Raw genomic sequence first — 14,886 nt, forward strand, 5'->3', positions numbered from 1 at the left:
GCAGCAGACGACGAACTCGACCGCGACCGGGGCCGCGAACAGACCCGACCGGAGTCGCGAGTAGTCCCCGACCAGAGCCGCGAGTAAACCGCGACCAGGTCGTGGGTCGACCGTGACCGGAGTCGCGAGTCGACCGAGCGCCGCCGCACCGTCTGGAGCCCGAGGACCGCGCCGCGAAGCGGTCGCGGCCCGCAGGGCGAAGACGGTGCATTCAGGCGGCGCGAAGCGGAGCGAGCCAGCCCCGCCGGAGGCGGGGCCAGCCAGCCCAGCCGAGCCAGCTCAGAACGTGCCGGCGGCCAGTGCGGCCAGTGCGGTGTGCACCATCACCCGCACGCCGTACCCGATCGCCCGCTCGTCGACGTCGAACGCGGACTGGTGGATGTCGAAGCCGCTGTCGACGCCCGGGACGCCGGTGCCGAGCCGGATCATCGCACCGGGCACCTGGTCCAAATAGAAGGCGAAGTCCTCGCCGCCCATGCTGATCTCGGCTTCGACGACACTGTCGGGTCCGAGCGCGGCCCCGGCGGCGCCCGCGACGATCGCCGATGCCATCCGGTCGTTGATCACCGGTGGTACGCCCCGGGTGTAGACCACCTCGGCCTCGGCACCGGTGCCGGCGACGACGTCCTTGACGAGCTGGCTGATCAGCTCGGGCGCCTCCCGCCACGCCTCGCGGTTGAGGATCCGTACGGTGCCCTTGATGCTGCCTTCGCCGGGGATGGCGTTGTACGCCTCGCCGGCGTGCACCCGTCCCCAGACCATGGAGACGCCGGCGCGGGCGTCGATCCGCCGGTCGAGCAGGGCCGGTACGTCGACGATCACGCGGCCGAGCGCGTGGATCAGGTCCGCGGTCAGGTGTGGGCGGGCGGTGTGCCCGCCCCGGCCGGTGAGCCGGACCTCGACGGTGTCGGCGGCGGCGGTCAGCGGTCCGGAGCGGACGCCGACCAGGCCGGCGGCCAGTTGGGGGGCGCAGTGCAACGCGTAGATCGCGGCCACGTCGTTCAGCCCGCCGGCGGCGATCACCTCGGGTGCGCCGGACGGGATGACCTCCTCGGCCGGCTGGAAGAGCAGGCGTACGCGGCCGGGCAGCTCGTCGCGGTCGGCGAGTTGGGCGAGCGCGAGGCCGACGCCGAGCAGGACGGTGGTGTGTACGTCGTGCCCGCAGGCGTGCGCCACCCCGTCGACCGTGGAGCGGTAGGGCACGGCCTTGGTGTCGGGCAGCGGCAGCGCGTCGAGGTCGGCGCGCAGCGCGATGACCCGGTCGCCTTCGCCGACGTCGCAGATGACTCCGTTGCCCTTGGGCAGCAGGCGCGGGTTGAGACCGGCCACGGCCAGCTCGCGGGCGATCAGCGCGGCGGTTTCGAACTCCTGGTGGGACAGCTCGGGATGCGCGTGGATGTGGCGACGCACGCTTACCAGTTCGGCTCCACGGGAGGCGAGCCAGCGGTCGAGCTGACCGGGCAACGCGTCGGCCCCGGGCGGAGTTTCGGGCCAGGACGACGCCAGTGGACTGCTGGTGGGCAGTGTCAACGCACTCGTCACGTCGAATTCTCGATCAGTAGAAGTTTGTGATCCGTTGGACAGCCTAGACCGAGGACGGTGACGCTGCGCAACTTCGTTACGGTAGTATTCAGATCGCACAGAGTCACGAAATCCCTGCTGAGTTGCTCGCGCGGCAGCGTGTGCACTGGTTTCGTTCGCCGCCATGTCTCGCACACCTCCTACAACGTGTGACAGTCGCGATGGTCACGTCGGGTGCATAACAAAACGGACGTAAACCCCTAGACCACCACCAAGTGGAGGTGTCGTCCAGTCCTGACGAACGCGTACGGCGAACATCGATCAGACCCGAGCCCGCTCCCCACCGTGCCACACCCGCGCACGTTTCGCCCGCACAGGCAGTCCGTCGCCGTCACCCACCGTAGGTACCCGCAGGTCCGGCCGATACACCCCAGCCCCTACGGGGCGTGACGAAACGACGGGCAGCGGCAGCGGCACCCACCTTCGGCCCGGCGGGGCCCGTCGACCCGGACACCCCACGTTACGCAGCGTCCCACAGTCTTCGCCGACCGTATGCGGCCGCCGGCGCGCCCCTTTCGGCGAATGGAGCACGTTCGCCGGATCCACACTCCGCCGAACGGGTAAGGGATTCCGCACGCTGCGTACAACTTTCGGGACTTAGGGCAACGGCGCGGCTGCAACCAGTCAACTTCGGATCGAGGTCCACCCTCGCCTTTTCCTTCTGGCGTCCCAACCGCCAAGATAGAGGGGTTGTTATCCGGGACCCTCGATTACCTCGGCGGCATTTCCTGTGACTCAAATTCCGACGTGGAGTGGCGGACCAATCAGCCCTACCAGCGGACGCGCGGCACCAGGCACCACAATCGGCGGACGGTACGCACTTCGCGCAGCCGTCGGCCACGGCGGCATGGGCACGGTGTGGCGGGCAGCCGATACGCTGCTGCGCCGCGACGTGGCGGTGAAGGAGGTCATCCTCCCGCCCGGACTCGCCCCCAGCGACCGCGACGCCATGTACGAACGCACACTGCGCGAGGCGCGGGCCGCGGCGGCTCTGCAACACCCCGCGGTCGTGCAGGTCTACGACGTGGTCACCGAAGCCGGTCGGCCATGGATCGTGATGGAACTGCTCGACGCCCGCAGCCTCGCCGACATGGTGATCGAGGACGGCCCGTTGGCCCTCCGGGCGGTCGCCAAGATCGGCATCGCGCTGCTCGGCGCACTGGAGGTGGCGCACGCAATCGGAGTACTGCACCGCGACGTGAAGCCCGCCAATGTGCTGATCTGTTCCGACGGCCGCTGCGTACTCACCGACTTCGGTGTCGCCCGGATGCCGACGGACGTGCAGCTCACGACCCCTGGCATGGTTCTCGGCTCGCCGCACTTCATCTCTCCCGAAAGGGCCATGGGCAGCGAGTTCGGGCCGCCCAGCGATCTCTTTTCCCTCGGTGTCACGCTCTACACCGCCGTCGAGGGTCGTCCGCCGTTCGACCGCGGTGACCCGATCGAGACGATGCACGCCGTGGTCGAGGACCCGCCCGCGCCGATGACCCGGGCCGGCGTACTCGGACCGATGCTGATGGGGCTGCTGGAGAAGGACCCGGCCCGCCGGCTCGACACCCACACCGCCCGCAACATGCTCCGGGAACTGCTGGCCGGCCAGCTCGCCAGCAAGGCGCCGGGCCACCTGACGACCGATCCCTACTCGGTCGTACCCGCGCAGCGGCCGGCCTGGCAGCCGCCGACCCCACCGGCGGCGCCGGCACCGGCCCAGCCCGCGAAGCCGCAGCAGCCGGCACCGACCGGCAGCATCGGCGGCCGGGCGATGATCGCCCCCGGCGAGTCGCTGACCGACCGGCTCGCCGCGCTACGGAAGGCCGGCCGGCAGATGCCGACCCCGGCCCAGTACGCGGCCGCCGGGCTCGACCCCGACAACCCCGGCGCGACCGGCGAGATGCCGGCACCGCAACCTCAACGGTGGGACGAGCCGACCGCCCAGGCCTGGGCGCCCGGCGGCGCGAACGCGGCGGCCACCCAGGTCGGCCCGACCATCGCCGCCCGACCGTCGCCGCCACCCGGCCCGGCCACGGTCGCCGCCCCGGTCGTCACCGTCGGCGCCCCGGCACCCCCCGCCGCAGGTGGGCCGGGTGCCGTCTCGCAGGCCGTCGCCGGCGTACAGCGCACCGGAAACTCCCTGATCACCACAGTGAAGGGCTGGCCGCGCAAGATCCAGCTCGCCGCCGCCGGCGGGCTGGTTGTGCTGCTGCTGATCGGCGCCTTCGTGGTCTTCAACGGCTCCGACAACGAGGCACCGTCCACGCCACCGGTGGTCGCGCCCACCGAACCCGCCGGGCCGGCGTTCGAGGTGCAGACGCACGCCGAACGCGGGCTGTCGGTCAACGTGCCCAAGGACTGGAAGCAGACCGGCACCGGGGTGTGGATCGACTTCACCGACCCGGAGGACTCCGGCCGGCGGGTACGCATCCTGGTGGAGAAGGCCAACACCGACCCGATGCGCTTCCTCCAGGCCGCCGCCGGGCGGCTGGACAAGAACGCCTCCTCCTGCGCCAAGCCGTACAACCAGATCGTCCTGCGTCAGGTCGAGCTCGCCGGCCAGCCGGCCGCCGAACTCGAATACACCTGCGGTGACGGCGAGACCAAGCGGCACGGCGTGTGGCAGGCAGTCATCGCCAACGGCACGGCCTACTCGTTCTACCTGACCTCGCCCGAGGCCCGGTTCGAGGAGAGCCGGCCGGTCTTCGACGAGATGACCCGCACCTTCCAGGTGACCGGCAACGGATAGCCGTCGCCAGACCACCAGCGGCCCCATCCCGCTCCGGCGGGGTGGGGCCGCGGCGTATCCCGGCCGGTTCCGGTCCCGGCGGGACGGCCGGGCCGGGGCGGCATACCGGGCCGGCCCGTGTTATCAAGACGGGATGGCAACCGGCACCGGCACGACCGGACTAGACGAACTGCGCGAGCGCGCCCGGATCTGGCTCGACGACGACCCGGATCCCGCCACCCGCGACGAACTCCGGCAGGTGATCGACCGGCTGCCGGGCAGCGCGGCCGAACTCACCGACCGGTTCGCCGGGCCGCTGACCTTCGGCACCGCCGGGCTGCGCGGGCCGCTACGGGCCGGCCCCAACGGCATGAACCTCGCCGTCGTCACCCAGGCCGCCGCCGGCCTGGTCGCCTGGCTCGCCGCCCGCGACGCCGACGGCCCGCTGGTCATCGGGTACGACGCCCGGCACGGCTCCAGGGCGTTCGCCGAGCAGACCGCCAGGGTGGCGACCGGTGCCGGCCGGGAGGCCGTCCTGCTCCCCCGCCCGCTGCCGACCCCGGTCCTGGCCTACGCCGTACGGCGGCTCGGCGCGGCGGCCGGAGTGATGGTCACCGCCAGCCACAACCCGCCCCAGGACAACGGCTACAAGGTCTACCTGGGAACTGCGCTCGGCGGCCCGTCCGGCGCCGGCGCCCAGATCGTGCCCCCCGCCGACACCGAGATCGAGGCGGCGATCCGGGCCGTCGGGCCGCTGTCCGCGGTGCCGCTCGGCGACCCCGGCACCGTCCTCGGCGAAGACCTCGTCGAGTCGTACGTGGACAGTGCCGCCGCCGTGATCGACCGGGACGGGCCACGCGACCTGACGATCGCCTACACGCCGCTGCACGGGGTCGGGGCCACCGTGCTCACCGCCACCTTCGCCCGCGCCGGCTTCGGCACCCCCGCCGTCGTCACCGAGCAGGCCGCACCCGACCCCGACTTTCCGACGGTCAGCTTCCCCAACCCCGAGGAACCGGGCGCCACCGACCTGCTGACAGCCCTCGCCGAACAGACCGGCGCCGACATCGCCATCGCCAACGACCCCGACGCCGACCGGTGCGCGGTCGCCGTACCCGACGGCGGAAAGTGGCGGATGCTGCGCGGCGACGAGGTCGGCATACTGCTCGCCGACCACCTGATCCGCCGGGGCCGGGCCGGCCTCTACGCCACCACCATCGTGTCGTCGTCGATGCTGCGGACCATCTGCGCCGCCCGCGGCCTGCCGTTCGACGAAACGCTCACCGGTTTCAAGTGGATCGTCCGGGCCGGGGCGGGCGACGAGCCCCTCGCCTACGGCTACGAGGAGGCGCTCGGCTACTGCGTCGCCCCCGACCACGTACGCGACAAAGACGGGATCACCGCCGCGCTGACCGTCGCCGAACTCGCCGCCGGGCTCAAGGCCGAGGGCCGTACGCTCACCGGCCGGCTCGACGAACTGGCCGCCGAGTTCGGGGTGCACGCCACCGACCAACTCTCGGTACGCGTCGACGACCTCTCCGAGATCGACGCCGCCATGACCCACATCCGCAACCGCACCCCCGACACGCTGCTCGACGAGCCGGTCACGTCCACGGAGGACCTGCTGCCCGCCGCCGACGTGCTGATCCTGCGCACCGCGTCGACCCGGGTCGTCGTACGCCCCTCCGGAACCGAGCCGAAACTGAAGGCGTACCTCGAGGTGATCGAACCGGTCGCCGCGGACGACGTCCCCGGGGCCCGGGGCCGGGCGGCCGCGTCGCTGCAGGCACTGCGCACCGAAACCGCCGCCGCGCTCGGCATCTGGTGACCGGTGCCGGGCGCCCGGGCCGACCGGTGCGGGCGCCCGGGCTGCTGTTGCCCGTCGGCCAGGCGGCTCGTCGGCCACGCGGCCGGTCAGGCGGCCCGGCGGCCGGTCAGGCGGCCCGGCGGCCGGTCAGGCGGCCCGGCGGCCGGTCAGGCGGCCCGGCGGCCGGTCAGGCGCGGGCGCCGAGGGCGGCGTCGATGGCCCGGGTCAGCGTGGCGATCACCAGCGCCACCGACGGCCGTACGGTCGACTCGTCGAGGCTGACTGTCCCGCCGAACCCTGCGCTGCCGGCGATCTCCTGCAGCCGGCGGTGCGCGTCGTCGATGGCGGAGCCGCTGAGCCCGAGGGTCGGCTCCATCCGCACGGCGGCGATCAGGGTGGCCAGTGCCGCCGTACGCTCGTCGGGCGTCCCGTCCCCGGTGAGCGCCTTCGCCAGCCGGTCCCGGGCATCGGTTTCGGCCGTCGCGTCGGTCATCGGGTAGCGGTGCACGTGGATGAACCCGAGGGCGGTCTCGTCGACATCCTGGACGATCCCACGGGCGACCAGGCCGGCGAGCACGCGGTCGCGCAGGCCGTGCCGCAGCCGCTGCACCCAGGCGGCCGGACTGTTCGGGGTGTCGGCCGCGATCCGGGCCAGCACCTCGTCGGCGAGCGGTGAGCCGGTCGGCGTCTCGTCGATCACGACCATCGAGCCATCGGAATAGGCCAACCGGCCGGCGAGCGCCAGGTCGACCAGCACCGCCGCGGCCATCCCCAGGTCCAGGCCGATCCGCGAGCCGGTCGCCTTACCGGACTCGTCGTCGTAGGCCAGCAGCAGCAGCTCTTCGGCGAGAGCAACAGACGTCATGGCCCGGAACGGTAGTCGGTCCGCGCATGTCCCGCATCCATCCTGGCCGTCCGATCGTAGACACGCTCCGCCGCCGCTGCCAGCGGCGCCGTATCCGGAGGTACCGACCGTCGCACCAGCGCCCGGGCCGGTCCCCCACCACCGGGCCCGGTCACCGGACCGCTCCTCGCCACCGGACCGCTCCTCGCGGCCGGGCCGTTCCTCGCGGCCGGACCGCTCCTCGCGGCCGGACCGCTCCTCGCGGCCGGACCGCTCCTCGCGGCCGGACCGGTTCTCGCGGTCGGGCCGCCGGACGACCGCGCCTACGGCCCGGCCGGGCCGGTTCGCTTAAGGTGGCCCGGTGCAGGCCATCATCGCGACGCTCGGCTACGTGCTGTCCCCCGACCGCCGGCAGGTGCTGATGCTCCGCCGCGACGCCCGCCCCGACGACCTGCACTACGGGTACTACAACGGCCTCGGCGGCAAGCTGGAGCCGGGCGAGGACGTGGTCGCCGGCATGCGCCGCGAGATCCACGAGGAGTCCGGCCTGGAGTGCGAGACCGTCGAGCTGGCCGGCACGGTGTCGTGGCCGGGCTTCGGGCGGTCCGGCGAGAACTGGTTCGGGTTCGTCTTCCGTATCCCGTCCTGGACCGGCGAGCCGAAGCAGGACTGCCCCGAGGGCACCCTGCTCTGGACCGACCTGGCCGACATCCTGGCCGGCCGGGTGCCGATGTGGGAGAGCGACCACCACTTCCTGCCCCTGGTCTTCGCCCCCGAGCCCCGCGTCTTCCACGGCGTCATGCCTTTCAAGGACGGCAAGGCCCAAAGCTGGAGCTGGAGCTGACTCCGCCGTCACCCCCCGTCGCGAAGGCCGGCAGCAACGCTGATCTGAGCAGGAGAGACCTAATCCAGCCCGGATAGGTCTCTCCCGCTCAGATCAACAACGCACAACGCCAACGCCCCCGACAAACCAGACAGCGCCCCGCCCGCAACCACCACAAACCGAAACACCCCGACGAAGCAATCAACGGACAGCTTTAGACCGCGACCGAAGTCGCGAGTCGACCGAGCGCCGCCGCACCGTCTGGAGCCCGAGGACCGCGCCGCGAAGCGGTCGCGGCCCGCAGGGCGAAGACGGTGCACTTAGGCGGCGCGAAGCGGAGCGAGCCAGCCGAGCCGCAGGCGAGGCCAACCAACTCAGAACCGGGGCATACCGCCGAACTGGCGGTCGCCGGCGTCGCCGAGGCCGGGGACGATGAACTTCCGGTCGTTGAGCCCTTCGTCGATGGAGGCGGTGACGACGCGCAGCGGCAGGCCGGAGCGGCGCAGCCGGTCGATGCCTTCGGGGGCGGCGAGTACGCAGAGCACGGTCATGTCGGTGCAGCCGCGTTCGGTGAGCAGCCGGCAGCAGTGTTCGAGCGATCCGCCGGTGGCGAGCATCGGGTCGAGGACGAGGACCGGGATGCCGGTGAGGTCGGCGGGAAGCGACTCCATGTAGGCGCGGGGCTCGTAGGTGTGTTCGTCGCGGGCGAGGCCGACGAAGCCCATCGACGATTCGGGGAGCAGGGCGAGGGCGGCGTCGGCCATGCCGAGGCCGGCGCGCAGGACCGGTACGAGCAGTGGCGGGTTGGCGAGCCGGGTGCCCTGGGTGGGGCCGACCGGGGTTTCGACGGGGTAGCGCTCGGCGGGGAAGGTGCGGGCCGCCTCGTACACGAGCATGGTGGTGAGTTCGTGCAGGGCGGCGCGGAACGCCGCCGAGTCGGTGCGGGCGTCGCGCATCGCGGTGAGTCGCGAGCCGGCCAAAACATGATCAACTACGAGTACGTCCACGATCGCTCAACCTACCCGCCCGTACGCACCTGCCCTTACCGAGGCGTGGGCGTACCCGTCGGCCCCGTCCCGGGCGTAGGTGGGTCGATGGGCGCCGTCCGGCGAGCCGGATCGCGGGATCGGCGCGTGCGTAGACTCGGGCCTATGACGGCGACAACGGTGTCCGAGCTGTCCCATGTGACAGGGTCAGAGGCGGCTCTTCGTGCTTTCCTGCACGGGTTGCCCGGTGTCGACCAGGTGGGCGCGGAGCAGCGGGCCGCGATGCTCGGCACCCGGTCGATCAAGACGACGGCCAAGGCGCGGGCGATCGACCTGGCGATCCGGATGGTCGACCTGACCACGCTGGAGGGCGCCGACACCCCGGGCAAGGTCCGCGCGCTGTCGGCGAAGGCGGTACGCCCCGACCCGGCCGACCCGTCCTGTCCGGCGGTGGCGGCGGTCTGTGTCTATCCGGCGATGGTGCCGGTGGCGGCCGAGGTGCTGCGCGGGACCGGGGTGCACCTGGCGAGCGTGGCGACCGCGTTCCCGTCCGGGCAGGCGCCGCTGGAGGTCAAGCTCGCCGACACCCGGGCCGCGGTGGCGGCCGGCGCCGACGAGATCGACATGGTGATCAACCGGGGCGCCTTCCTGTCCGGCCGTTACCTGGAGGTCTTCGAGGAGATCACCGCCGTGAAGGAGGCGTGCGGCGCCGCGCACCTGAAGGTGATCCTGGAGACCGGCGAGCTGGCGACGTACGACAACGTGCGCCGTGCCTCGTGGCTGGCGATGTTGGCCGGCGGCGATTTCATCAAGACCTCCACCGGCAAGGTCCCGGTGGCGGCGACGCTGCCGGTGACGCTGGTGATGCTGGAGGCCGTACGCGACTTCCGGGCCCGCACCGGCCGGCAGGTCGGGGTCAAGCCGGCCGGCGGCATCCGCACCACCAAGGACGCGGTCAAATACCTGGTGCTGGTCAACGAGACCGCCGGGGAAGACTGGCTCGACCCGGACTGGTTCCGGTTCGGCGCGTCGACGCTGCTCAACGACCTGCTGATGCAGCGGACCAAGTTGACCACCGGCGCCTACTCCGGCCCCGACTACTTCACGCTGGACTGATCATGGGTGTCTTCGAATACGCCCCGGCGCCCGAGTCGCGCGCCGTGGTCGACCTCAAGCCGTCGTACGGGCTGTTCATCGGCGGCGAGTTCGTTGAGCCGGCCGACGGCGGCAGCTTCAAGTCGGTGAATCCGGCGTCGGAGGAGGTGCTAGCCGAGGTCGCCGAGGCGGGCGCGGCCGACGTCGACCGCGCGGTGCGCGCCGCCCGGAAGGCGTACGACAAGGTGTGGGGTCCGATGCCCGGCCGGGACCGGGCCAAGTACCTCTACCGGATCGCCCGGATCGTCCAGGAGCGCGGCCGGGAGCTGGCGGTGCTGGAGTCGCTCGACAACGGCAAGCCGATCCGCGAGTCGCGTGACGTCGACATCCCGCTGGTGGCGGCACACTTCTTCTACTACGCGGGCTGGGCCGACAAGCTCGCCCACGCCGGGTACGGCCCGGACCCGCGCCCGCTGGGCGTGGCCGGCCAGGTGATCCCGTGGAACTTCCCGCTGCTGATGCTGGCCTGGAAGATCGCGCCGGCGCTGGCGGCGGGCAACACGGTGGTGCTCAAGCCGGCCGAGACGACGCCGCTGTCCGCGCTGCTGTTCGCCGAGATCTGCCAGCAGGCGGACCTGCCGCCGGGCGTGGTCAACATCGTGACCGGGGCCGGCGAGACCGGCCGGGCGCTGGTGGAGCACGCCGGCGTGGACAAGGTGGCGTTCACCGGGTCGACGCAGGTCGGCAAGCAGATCGCCCGCTCGGTGGCCGGCACCCGTAAGAAGGTCACCCTGGAGCTGGGTGGCAAGGCCGCCAACATCGTCTTCGACGACGCGCCGGTCGACCAGGCGGTCGAGGGCATCGTCAACGGCATCTTCTTCAACCAGGGCCACGTCTGCTGCGCGGGTTCGCGGCTGCTGGTGCAGGAGTCGGCGTACGACGAGGTGCTGGAGTCGCTGAAGCGGCGGATGGCCCGGCTGCGGGTCGGTGACCCGCTCGACAAGAACACCGACATCGGCGCGATCAACTCGGCGGAGCAGCTGGACCGGATCCGTACGCTGTCCGACATCGGCGCCGAGGAAGGCGCGCAGCGCTGGTCGCCGCCGTGCGAGCTGCCCGACCGCGGGTTCTGGTTCGCCCCGACGATCTTCACCGGGGTCACCCAGGCGCACCGGATCGCCCGCGAGGAGATCTTCGGCCCGGTGCTGTCGGTGCTGACGTTCCGCACTCCGGCCGAGGCGGTCGAGAAGGCCAACAACACGCCGTACGGGCTGTCGGCCGGGATCTGGACCGAGAAGGGTTCCCGGATCCTGTGGATGGCCGACCGGCTGCGTGCCGGTGTGGTGTGGGCCAACACGTTCAACAAGTTCGACCCGACCTCGCCGTTCGGCGGCTACAAGGAGTCGGGCTACGGCCGCGAGGGTGGCCGGCACGGGCTGGAGGCTTACCTCGATGTCTGAGCGGCAGCGGGTGGCGGTGCGCAAGACGTACAAGCTGTTCGTCGGCGGGAAGTTCCCGCGCAGCGAGTCGGGACGGTCGTATCTGGTGCAGGACTCGAACGTGGCGCTGGCCTCGCGTAAGGATGCCCGGGACGCGGTCGTCGCGGCGCGGGCGGCGGTGAAGGGGTGGTCCGGGGCGACCGCCTACAACCGGGGGCAGATCCTCTACCGGATCGCCGAGATGCTGGAGGGCCGCCGCGACCAGTTCGTCGGCCTGGGGCTGGCGGCCGACGAGGTCGACGAGGCGATCGACCGGTGGGTCTGGTACGCCGGCTGGGCCGACAAGATCGCGCAGGTGTACGGCGGGGCCAACCCGGTCGCCGGGCCGTACTTCAACCTGTCGGCGCCGGAGCCGACCGGGGTGGTGGCGGTCGTCGCACCGCAGGCGCCCGCGCTGCTCGGCCTGGTCGGCGTCGTCGCGCCGGCGATCGTGACCGGCAACACGGTGGTGGTGCTGGCGGCCGAGGAGTCGCCGCTGGCGGCGATCACCCTCGCCGAGGTGCTGGCCACCTCCGACCTGCCGGGTGGGGTGGTCAACATCCTGACCGGCCGGGTGGCCGAGACCGCGCCGTGGCTGGCCGCGCACATGGACGTCAACGCCGTCGACCTGACCGGGGTGACCGAGCCGGAGCTGGCCGCCGACCTGGAGCGGGCGGCGGCCGAGAACCTGAAGCGGGTGCTCCGCCCGCCGGCGGACGCACCGGACTGGTCGGCCGACCCGGGCGTGCACCGGATGACCGCGTTCCTGGAGACCAAGACGGTCTGGCATCCCCGGGGGATCTGACCGCACCGGGCATCTACTACACGCTGTAGGCTTAGCCCGTGATACGACTGGGTGACCTCGAGCGGGCCGTGATGGACGTGTTGTGGGATCGCGGCCCCGCCGCTGACGGGCGGGTCGGGGTGAGCGTCCGTGAGGTCGCCGAGGCACTGCACGACCGCGAGCTGGCCTACACGACGGTGATGACGGTCCTCGACCGGCTGGCCGGCAAGGGCATGGTCGAGCGCGAGCGCGAGGGTAGGGCCTGGAGCTACCGGCCGGCGGCGACCCGCGAGGCATACATCGCCCAGTTGATGCTGGACGCGCTCGACCTGGCCGGCAGCCGGGACGCGGCACTGGTGCGGTTCGCCCGGTCGGTGACCGGAACCGAGGCCGACGTGCTGCGGGCGGCGCTGGCCGCCGAGGCCGAGCCGGCCATGGCGGACGAGGCCGCGGACCGGCGAGGCTGATCCGGTGGTCCAGGCCGTCCACTTCGCCGCATCGCTCCTGGCCTGTTATGTGACCGCCCAGGTGCTGCTGCGTACGGGTTGGTTGGGTCGCTCGTGGACGTGGCACAGTCCACGGGTGGCGATCGTGTGCTGGCAGGCGCTCGGCCTGGCGTTCGGGTTGTCGGCGATCGGCCTGCCGATGGCGCTGGGGCTCGGGCCGTACGGGACGGGCACCGGCGCGGCCCTGTGGATGCTGGCGACCGACCTGTTCGGTGGCCGGCTGCCGGCGGGGATGACCGTGGTGCACCTGGGGCTGGTCGGGATCGGGTTCGGGGTGGCCGCGACGCTGCTCGGGACGCTGGCCCGCAGCCTGCTCGGTGCGTTGCGCGTCCAGCGCCGGCACCGCGACCTGCTGACCCTGGTGGCGCGGAACGATCCGGCGGTGCCGGGCGCGCTGATACTCGACCATCCGAGCGCGGCGGCCTACTGCCTGCCCGGCGTACGGCCGCGCGTGGTGGTCAGTGCCGGCACCCTCTCCCTGCTCGACCGGTCGCAGCTGGCGGCGGTGCTCAGCCACGAACGGGCGCACGCCGACGAGCGGCACGACCTGGTGCTGTTGCCGTTCACCGCGCTGTGCCGGGCGCTGCCCTGGGTGCGCTGGGTGCGTACGGCGCACGACGAGGTGGCGCTGCTGGTGGAGATGCGCGCCGACGACAAGGCGCGGCGGCTGCACGCCGACGAGTCGCTGGCGGCGGCGTTGCTGCGGTTCGCGACCGCGCCGTCGCGGGTGACCCCGGCCGGGGCGCTCGGCATCGCCGACAGCCATCTCGACGCCCGGGTACGCCGGCTGCGGGCGACCGGCCGGCCGCCGCGGCTGCGGGTGGCGTCGGCGCTGGGCGTGGCGGCGCTGCTGGTGTCAATACCGGTCACCCTCTTCGTTTCCTGAGCCCGGCCAGCCGCCCGGGCACGCGGGATACCGACTCCTATAGGTAGGCAAACTACGTGTAGCCTGCCCCGCAATGGTGGCCCGGCCTGGGCCCGAAGACCGGAGGGTGGCCATGGACCCGCTGCTCCTCGCGCGCCTGCAGTTCGCCACGACGACCTCGGCGCACTTCCTCTTCGTACTGGTGACGCTCGGCCTCGTGACCCTGCTCGTCTACCTGCACACCGCCTGGTTCGTGACCAAGAAGCCGGAGTACGAGCGGCTGCTGCGCTTCTGGGGCACCCTCTACGTGATCAACTACGTGCTCGGCATCGGCACCGGCATCGTGCTGGAGTTCCAGTTCGGGCTCAACTGGAGCGGGCTGTCCCGCTACGTCGGCAACGTCTTCGGGGCGCCGCTGGCGATGGAGACGCTGGTCGCGTTCTTCCTCGAGTCGACGTTCCTCGGCATGTGGATCTTCGGTTGGCACCGGCTGCGGCGGGGCGTACACCTGGCACTGCTCTGGGGCGTCGCGCTGACCGCGTACCTGTCGGCGTTCTGGGTCATGGTCGCGAACGCGTGGCTGCAGAACCCGGTCGGCTACCGGATCGAGGACGGCGTCGCGCACCTCACCGACTTCGGCGCCCTGCTCACCAACCCCGCGTTGGGCAGCGCGCTCGGGCACGTCGTCGCCGCCGCGCTGGTCACCGGCGGGACTCTGATGGCCGGGGTCAGCGCCTGGCACCTGATCCGGCGTACGCCCGACCACGACCTCTTCCGGCGGTCGCTGCGGATCGGCCTGGTCACCACGACGGTCGCCACGATCGCCACGGTCGGCTTCGGCTTCGCGCAGTTCGTCGTGCTCGCCACCACCCAGCCCACCAAGCTCGGCGGCGACCCGGCCGACAGCGCCGCGCTGATAGACGAGTGGACCACCCGGTTCGGGCCTGGCGAGTACTCGCCACCGGCATGGACCGGTGTCCCACTCGAACTGATGATCATGATCGGATTCGGTCTGCTGCTCCTCGCCGTGCTCGTGCCGCTCTGCTGGCGGGACTACATCATCCGGCTCCGGTTCCCGCTCTACCTGCTGCTGTTCGCCGTACCGCTGCCGTTCCTCGCCTCGATCTCCGGCTGGATCACCCGTGAGGTCGGTCGCCAGCCCTGGGCGGTCTACGGGCTGCTCAGCACCACCGACGCGGTCACCCCGGCCAGCGGCGGGCTCATGCTCACCTCGCTGATCGGCTTCACCCTGCTGCTCGGCGCGCTCGTGGTCGCCAACTGGATCATCTTCGCCCGGTACGCGGCCCGGGGCGCACACCCCGACCTGGCTCTCGGCCGGCCGGTCGACGACCAGCCCGCGGCTCCCCGCCCCGACCCGGCGCTCGTCTGAGGAGGCCC

Annotated in this window: 12 protein-coding genes; 9 read left to right on the forward strand and 3 right to left on the reverse strand. The window is 72.1% G+C overall.

The window, feature by feature from the left end:
• Positions 1-279 precede the first annotated feature (279 nt).
• Positions 280-1,542, reverse strand: coding sequence for an amidohydrolase (locus tag AB0I42_RS19000; protein WP_357538836.1), 1,263 nt, complete (start codon positions 1,540-1,542; stop codon positions 280-282).
• A gap of 769 nt (positions 1,543-2,311) precedes the next feature.
• Between AB0I42_RS19000 and AB0I42_RS19005 the strand changes: the two genes are divergently transcribed.
• Together AB0I42_RS19005 and AB0I42_RS19010 are read left to right on the forward strand one after the other, a co-directional pair.
• The gene (locus AB0I42_RS19005; protein ID WP_357538837.1) at positions 2,312-4,321 is read left to right on the forward strand and encodes a protein kinase; all 2,010 of its coding nucleotides are present in this window, start codon (positions 2,312-2,314) and stop codon (positions 4,319-4,321) included.
• 133 nt (positions 4,322-4,454) lie between these two features.
• Entirely contained in the window at positions 4,455-6,128 is a 1,674-nt protein-coding gene (locus AB0I42_RS19010; RefSeq protein ID WP_357538838.1) for a phospho-sugar mutase, read from the forward strand.
• Between the two features lie 166 nt (positions 6,129-6,294).
• On the opposite strand, the gene AB0I42_RS19015 is transcribed toward AB0I42_RS19010, so the two are convergent.
• Positions 6,295-6,972 carry a GPP34 family phosphoprotein gene (locus AB0I42_RS19015; RefSeq protein WP_357538839.1) on the reverse strand — a complete coding sequence of 226 codons (678 nt, stop codon included), beginning with the start codon at positions 6,970-6,972 and terminating at the stop codon, positions 6,295-6,297.
• A 340-nt stretch (positions 6,973-7,312) separates the two neighbouring features.
• On the opposite strand from AB0I42_RS19015, the gene AB0I42_RS19020 reads away from it, so the two are divergent.
• Positions 7,313-7,795 (forward strand): 8-oxo-dGTP diphosphatase, encoded by a 483-nt coding sequence (locus AB0I42_RS19020; protein WP_357538840.1) that lies wholly within the window; start codon positions 7,313-7,315, stop codon positions 7,793-7,795.
• Between the two features lie 353 nt (positions 7,796-8,148).
• Here AB0I42_RS19020 and upp read toward each other — a convergent pair whose 3' ends face one another.
• On the reverse strand, positions 8,149-8,781 hold the full coding sequence (gene upp, locus AB0I42_RS19025; RefSeq protein WP_357538841.1) for a uracil phosphoribosyltransferase: 633 nt from the start codon (positions 8,779-8,781) through the stop codon (positions 8,149-8,151).
• 144 nt (positions 8,782-8,925) lie between these two features.
• On the opposite strand from upp, the gene deoC reads away from it, so the two are divergent.
• From deoC to AB0I42_RS19055, 6 genes are all read left to right on the forward strand, one after another.
• Positions 8,926-9,876: a deoxyribose-phosphate aldolase gene (gene deoC / locus AB0I42_RS19030; RefSeq protein ID WP_357538842.1), complete on the forward strand. Its 951-nt coding sequence runs from the start codon at positions 8,926-8,928 to the stop codon at positions 9,874-9,876.
• A gap of 2 nt (positions 9,877-9,878) precedes the next feature.
• Positions 9,879-11,315, forward strand: a complete 1,437-nt coding sequence (locus tag AB0I42_RS19035) for an aldehyde dehydrogenase family protein (protein ID WP_357538843.1) — start codon at positions 9,879-9,881, stop codon at positions 11,313-11,315.
• Entirely contained in the window at positions 11,308-12,138 is an 831-nt protein-coding gene (locus AB0I42_RS19040; RefSeq protein WP_357538844.1) for an aldehyde dehydrogenase family protein, read from the forward strand. Before AB0I42_RS19035 ends, AB0I42_RS19040 begins: the two co-directional genes overlap by 8 nt.
• A gap of 38 nt (positions 12,139-12,176) precedes the next feature.
• Positions 12,177-12,584, forward strand: a complete 408-nt coding sequence (locus AB0I42_RS19045; protein WP_357538845.1) for a BlaI/MecI/CopY family transcriptional regulator — start codon at positions 12,177-12,179, stop codon at positions 12,582-12,584.
• A 4-nt stretch (positions 12,585-12,588) separates the two neighbouring features.
• The gene (locus tag AB0I42_RS19050; protein WP_357538846.1) at positions 12,589-13,509 is read left to right on the forward strand and encodes a M56 family metallopeptidase; all 921 of its coding nucleotides are present in this window, start codon (positions 12,589-12,591) and stop codon (positions 13,507-13,509) included.
• A gap of 112 nt (positions 13,510-13,621) precedes the next feature.
• Positions 13,622-14,878, forward strand: coding sequence for a cytochrome ubiquinol oxidase subunit I (locus AB0I42_RS19055; protein WP_357538847.1), 1,257 nt, complete (start codon positions 13,622-13,624; stop codon positions 14,876-14,878).
• The last annotated feature ends 8 nt before the right edge of the window (positions 14,879-14,886 follow it).

Source organism: Polymorphospora sp. NPDC050346, assembly GCF_040655695.1.
Classification (GTDB): Bacteria; Actinomycetota; Actinomycetes; order Mycobacteriales; family Micromonosporaceae; genus Polymorphospora; species Polymorphospora lycopeni.

What these genes read in the sequence shown, in the direction of transcription:
- deoC (WP_357538842.1), top strand. Translation starts at nt 8,926, where the DNA reads ATGACGGCGACAACGGTGTCCGAGCTGTCCCATGTGACAGGGTCAGAG.
- AB0I42_RS19035 (WP_357538843.1), top strand. Translation starts at nt 9,879, where the DNA reads ATGGGTGTCTTCGAATACGCCCCGGCGCCCGAGTCGCGCGCCGTGGTC.
- AB0I42_RS19040 (WP_357538844.1), top strand. Translation starts at nt 11,308, where the DNA reads ATGTCTGAGCGGCAGCGGGTGGCGGTGCGCAAGACGTACAAGCTGTTC.
- AB0I42_RS19055 (WP_357538847.1), top strand. Translation starts at nt 13,622, where the DNA reads ATGGACCCGCTGCTCCTCGCGCGCCTGCAGTTCGCCACGACGACCTCG.
- AB0I42_RS19010 (WP_357538838.1), top strand. Translation starts at nt 4,455, where the DNA reads ATGGCAACCGGCACCGGCACGACCGGACTAGACGAACTGCGCGAGCGC.
- AB0I42_RS19015 (WP_357538839.1), bottom strand. Translation starts at nt 6,972, where the DNA reads ATGACGTCTGTTGCTCTCGCCGAAGAGCTGCTGCTGCTGGCCTACGAC.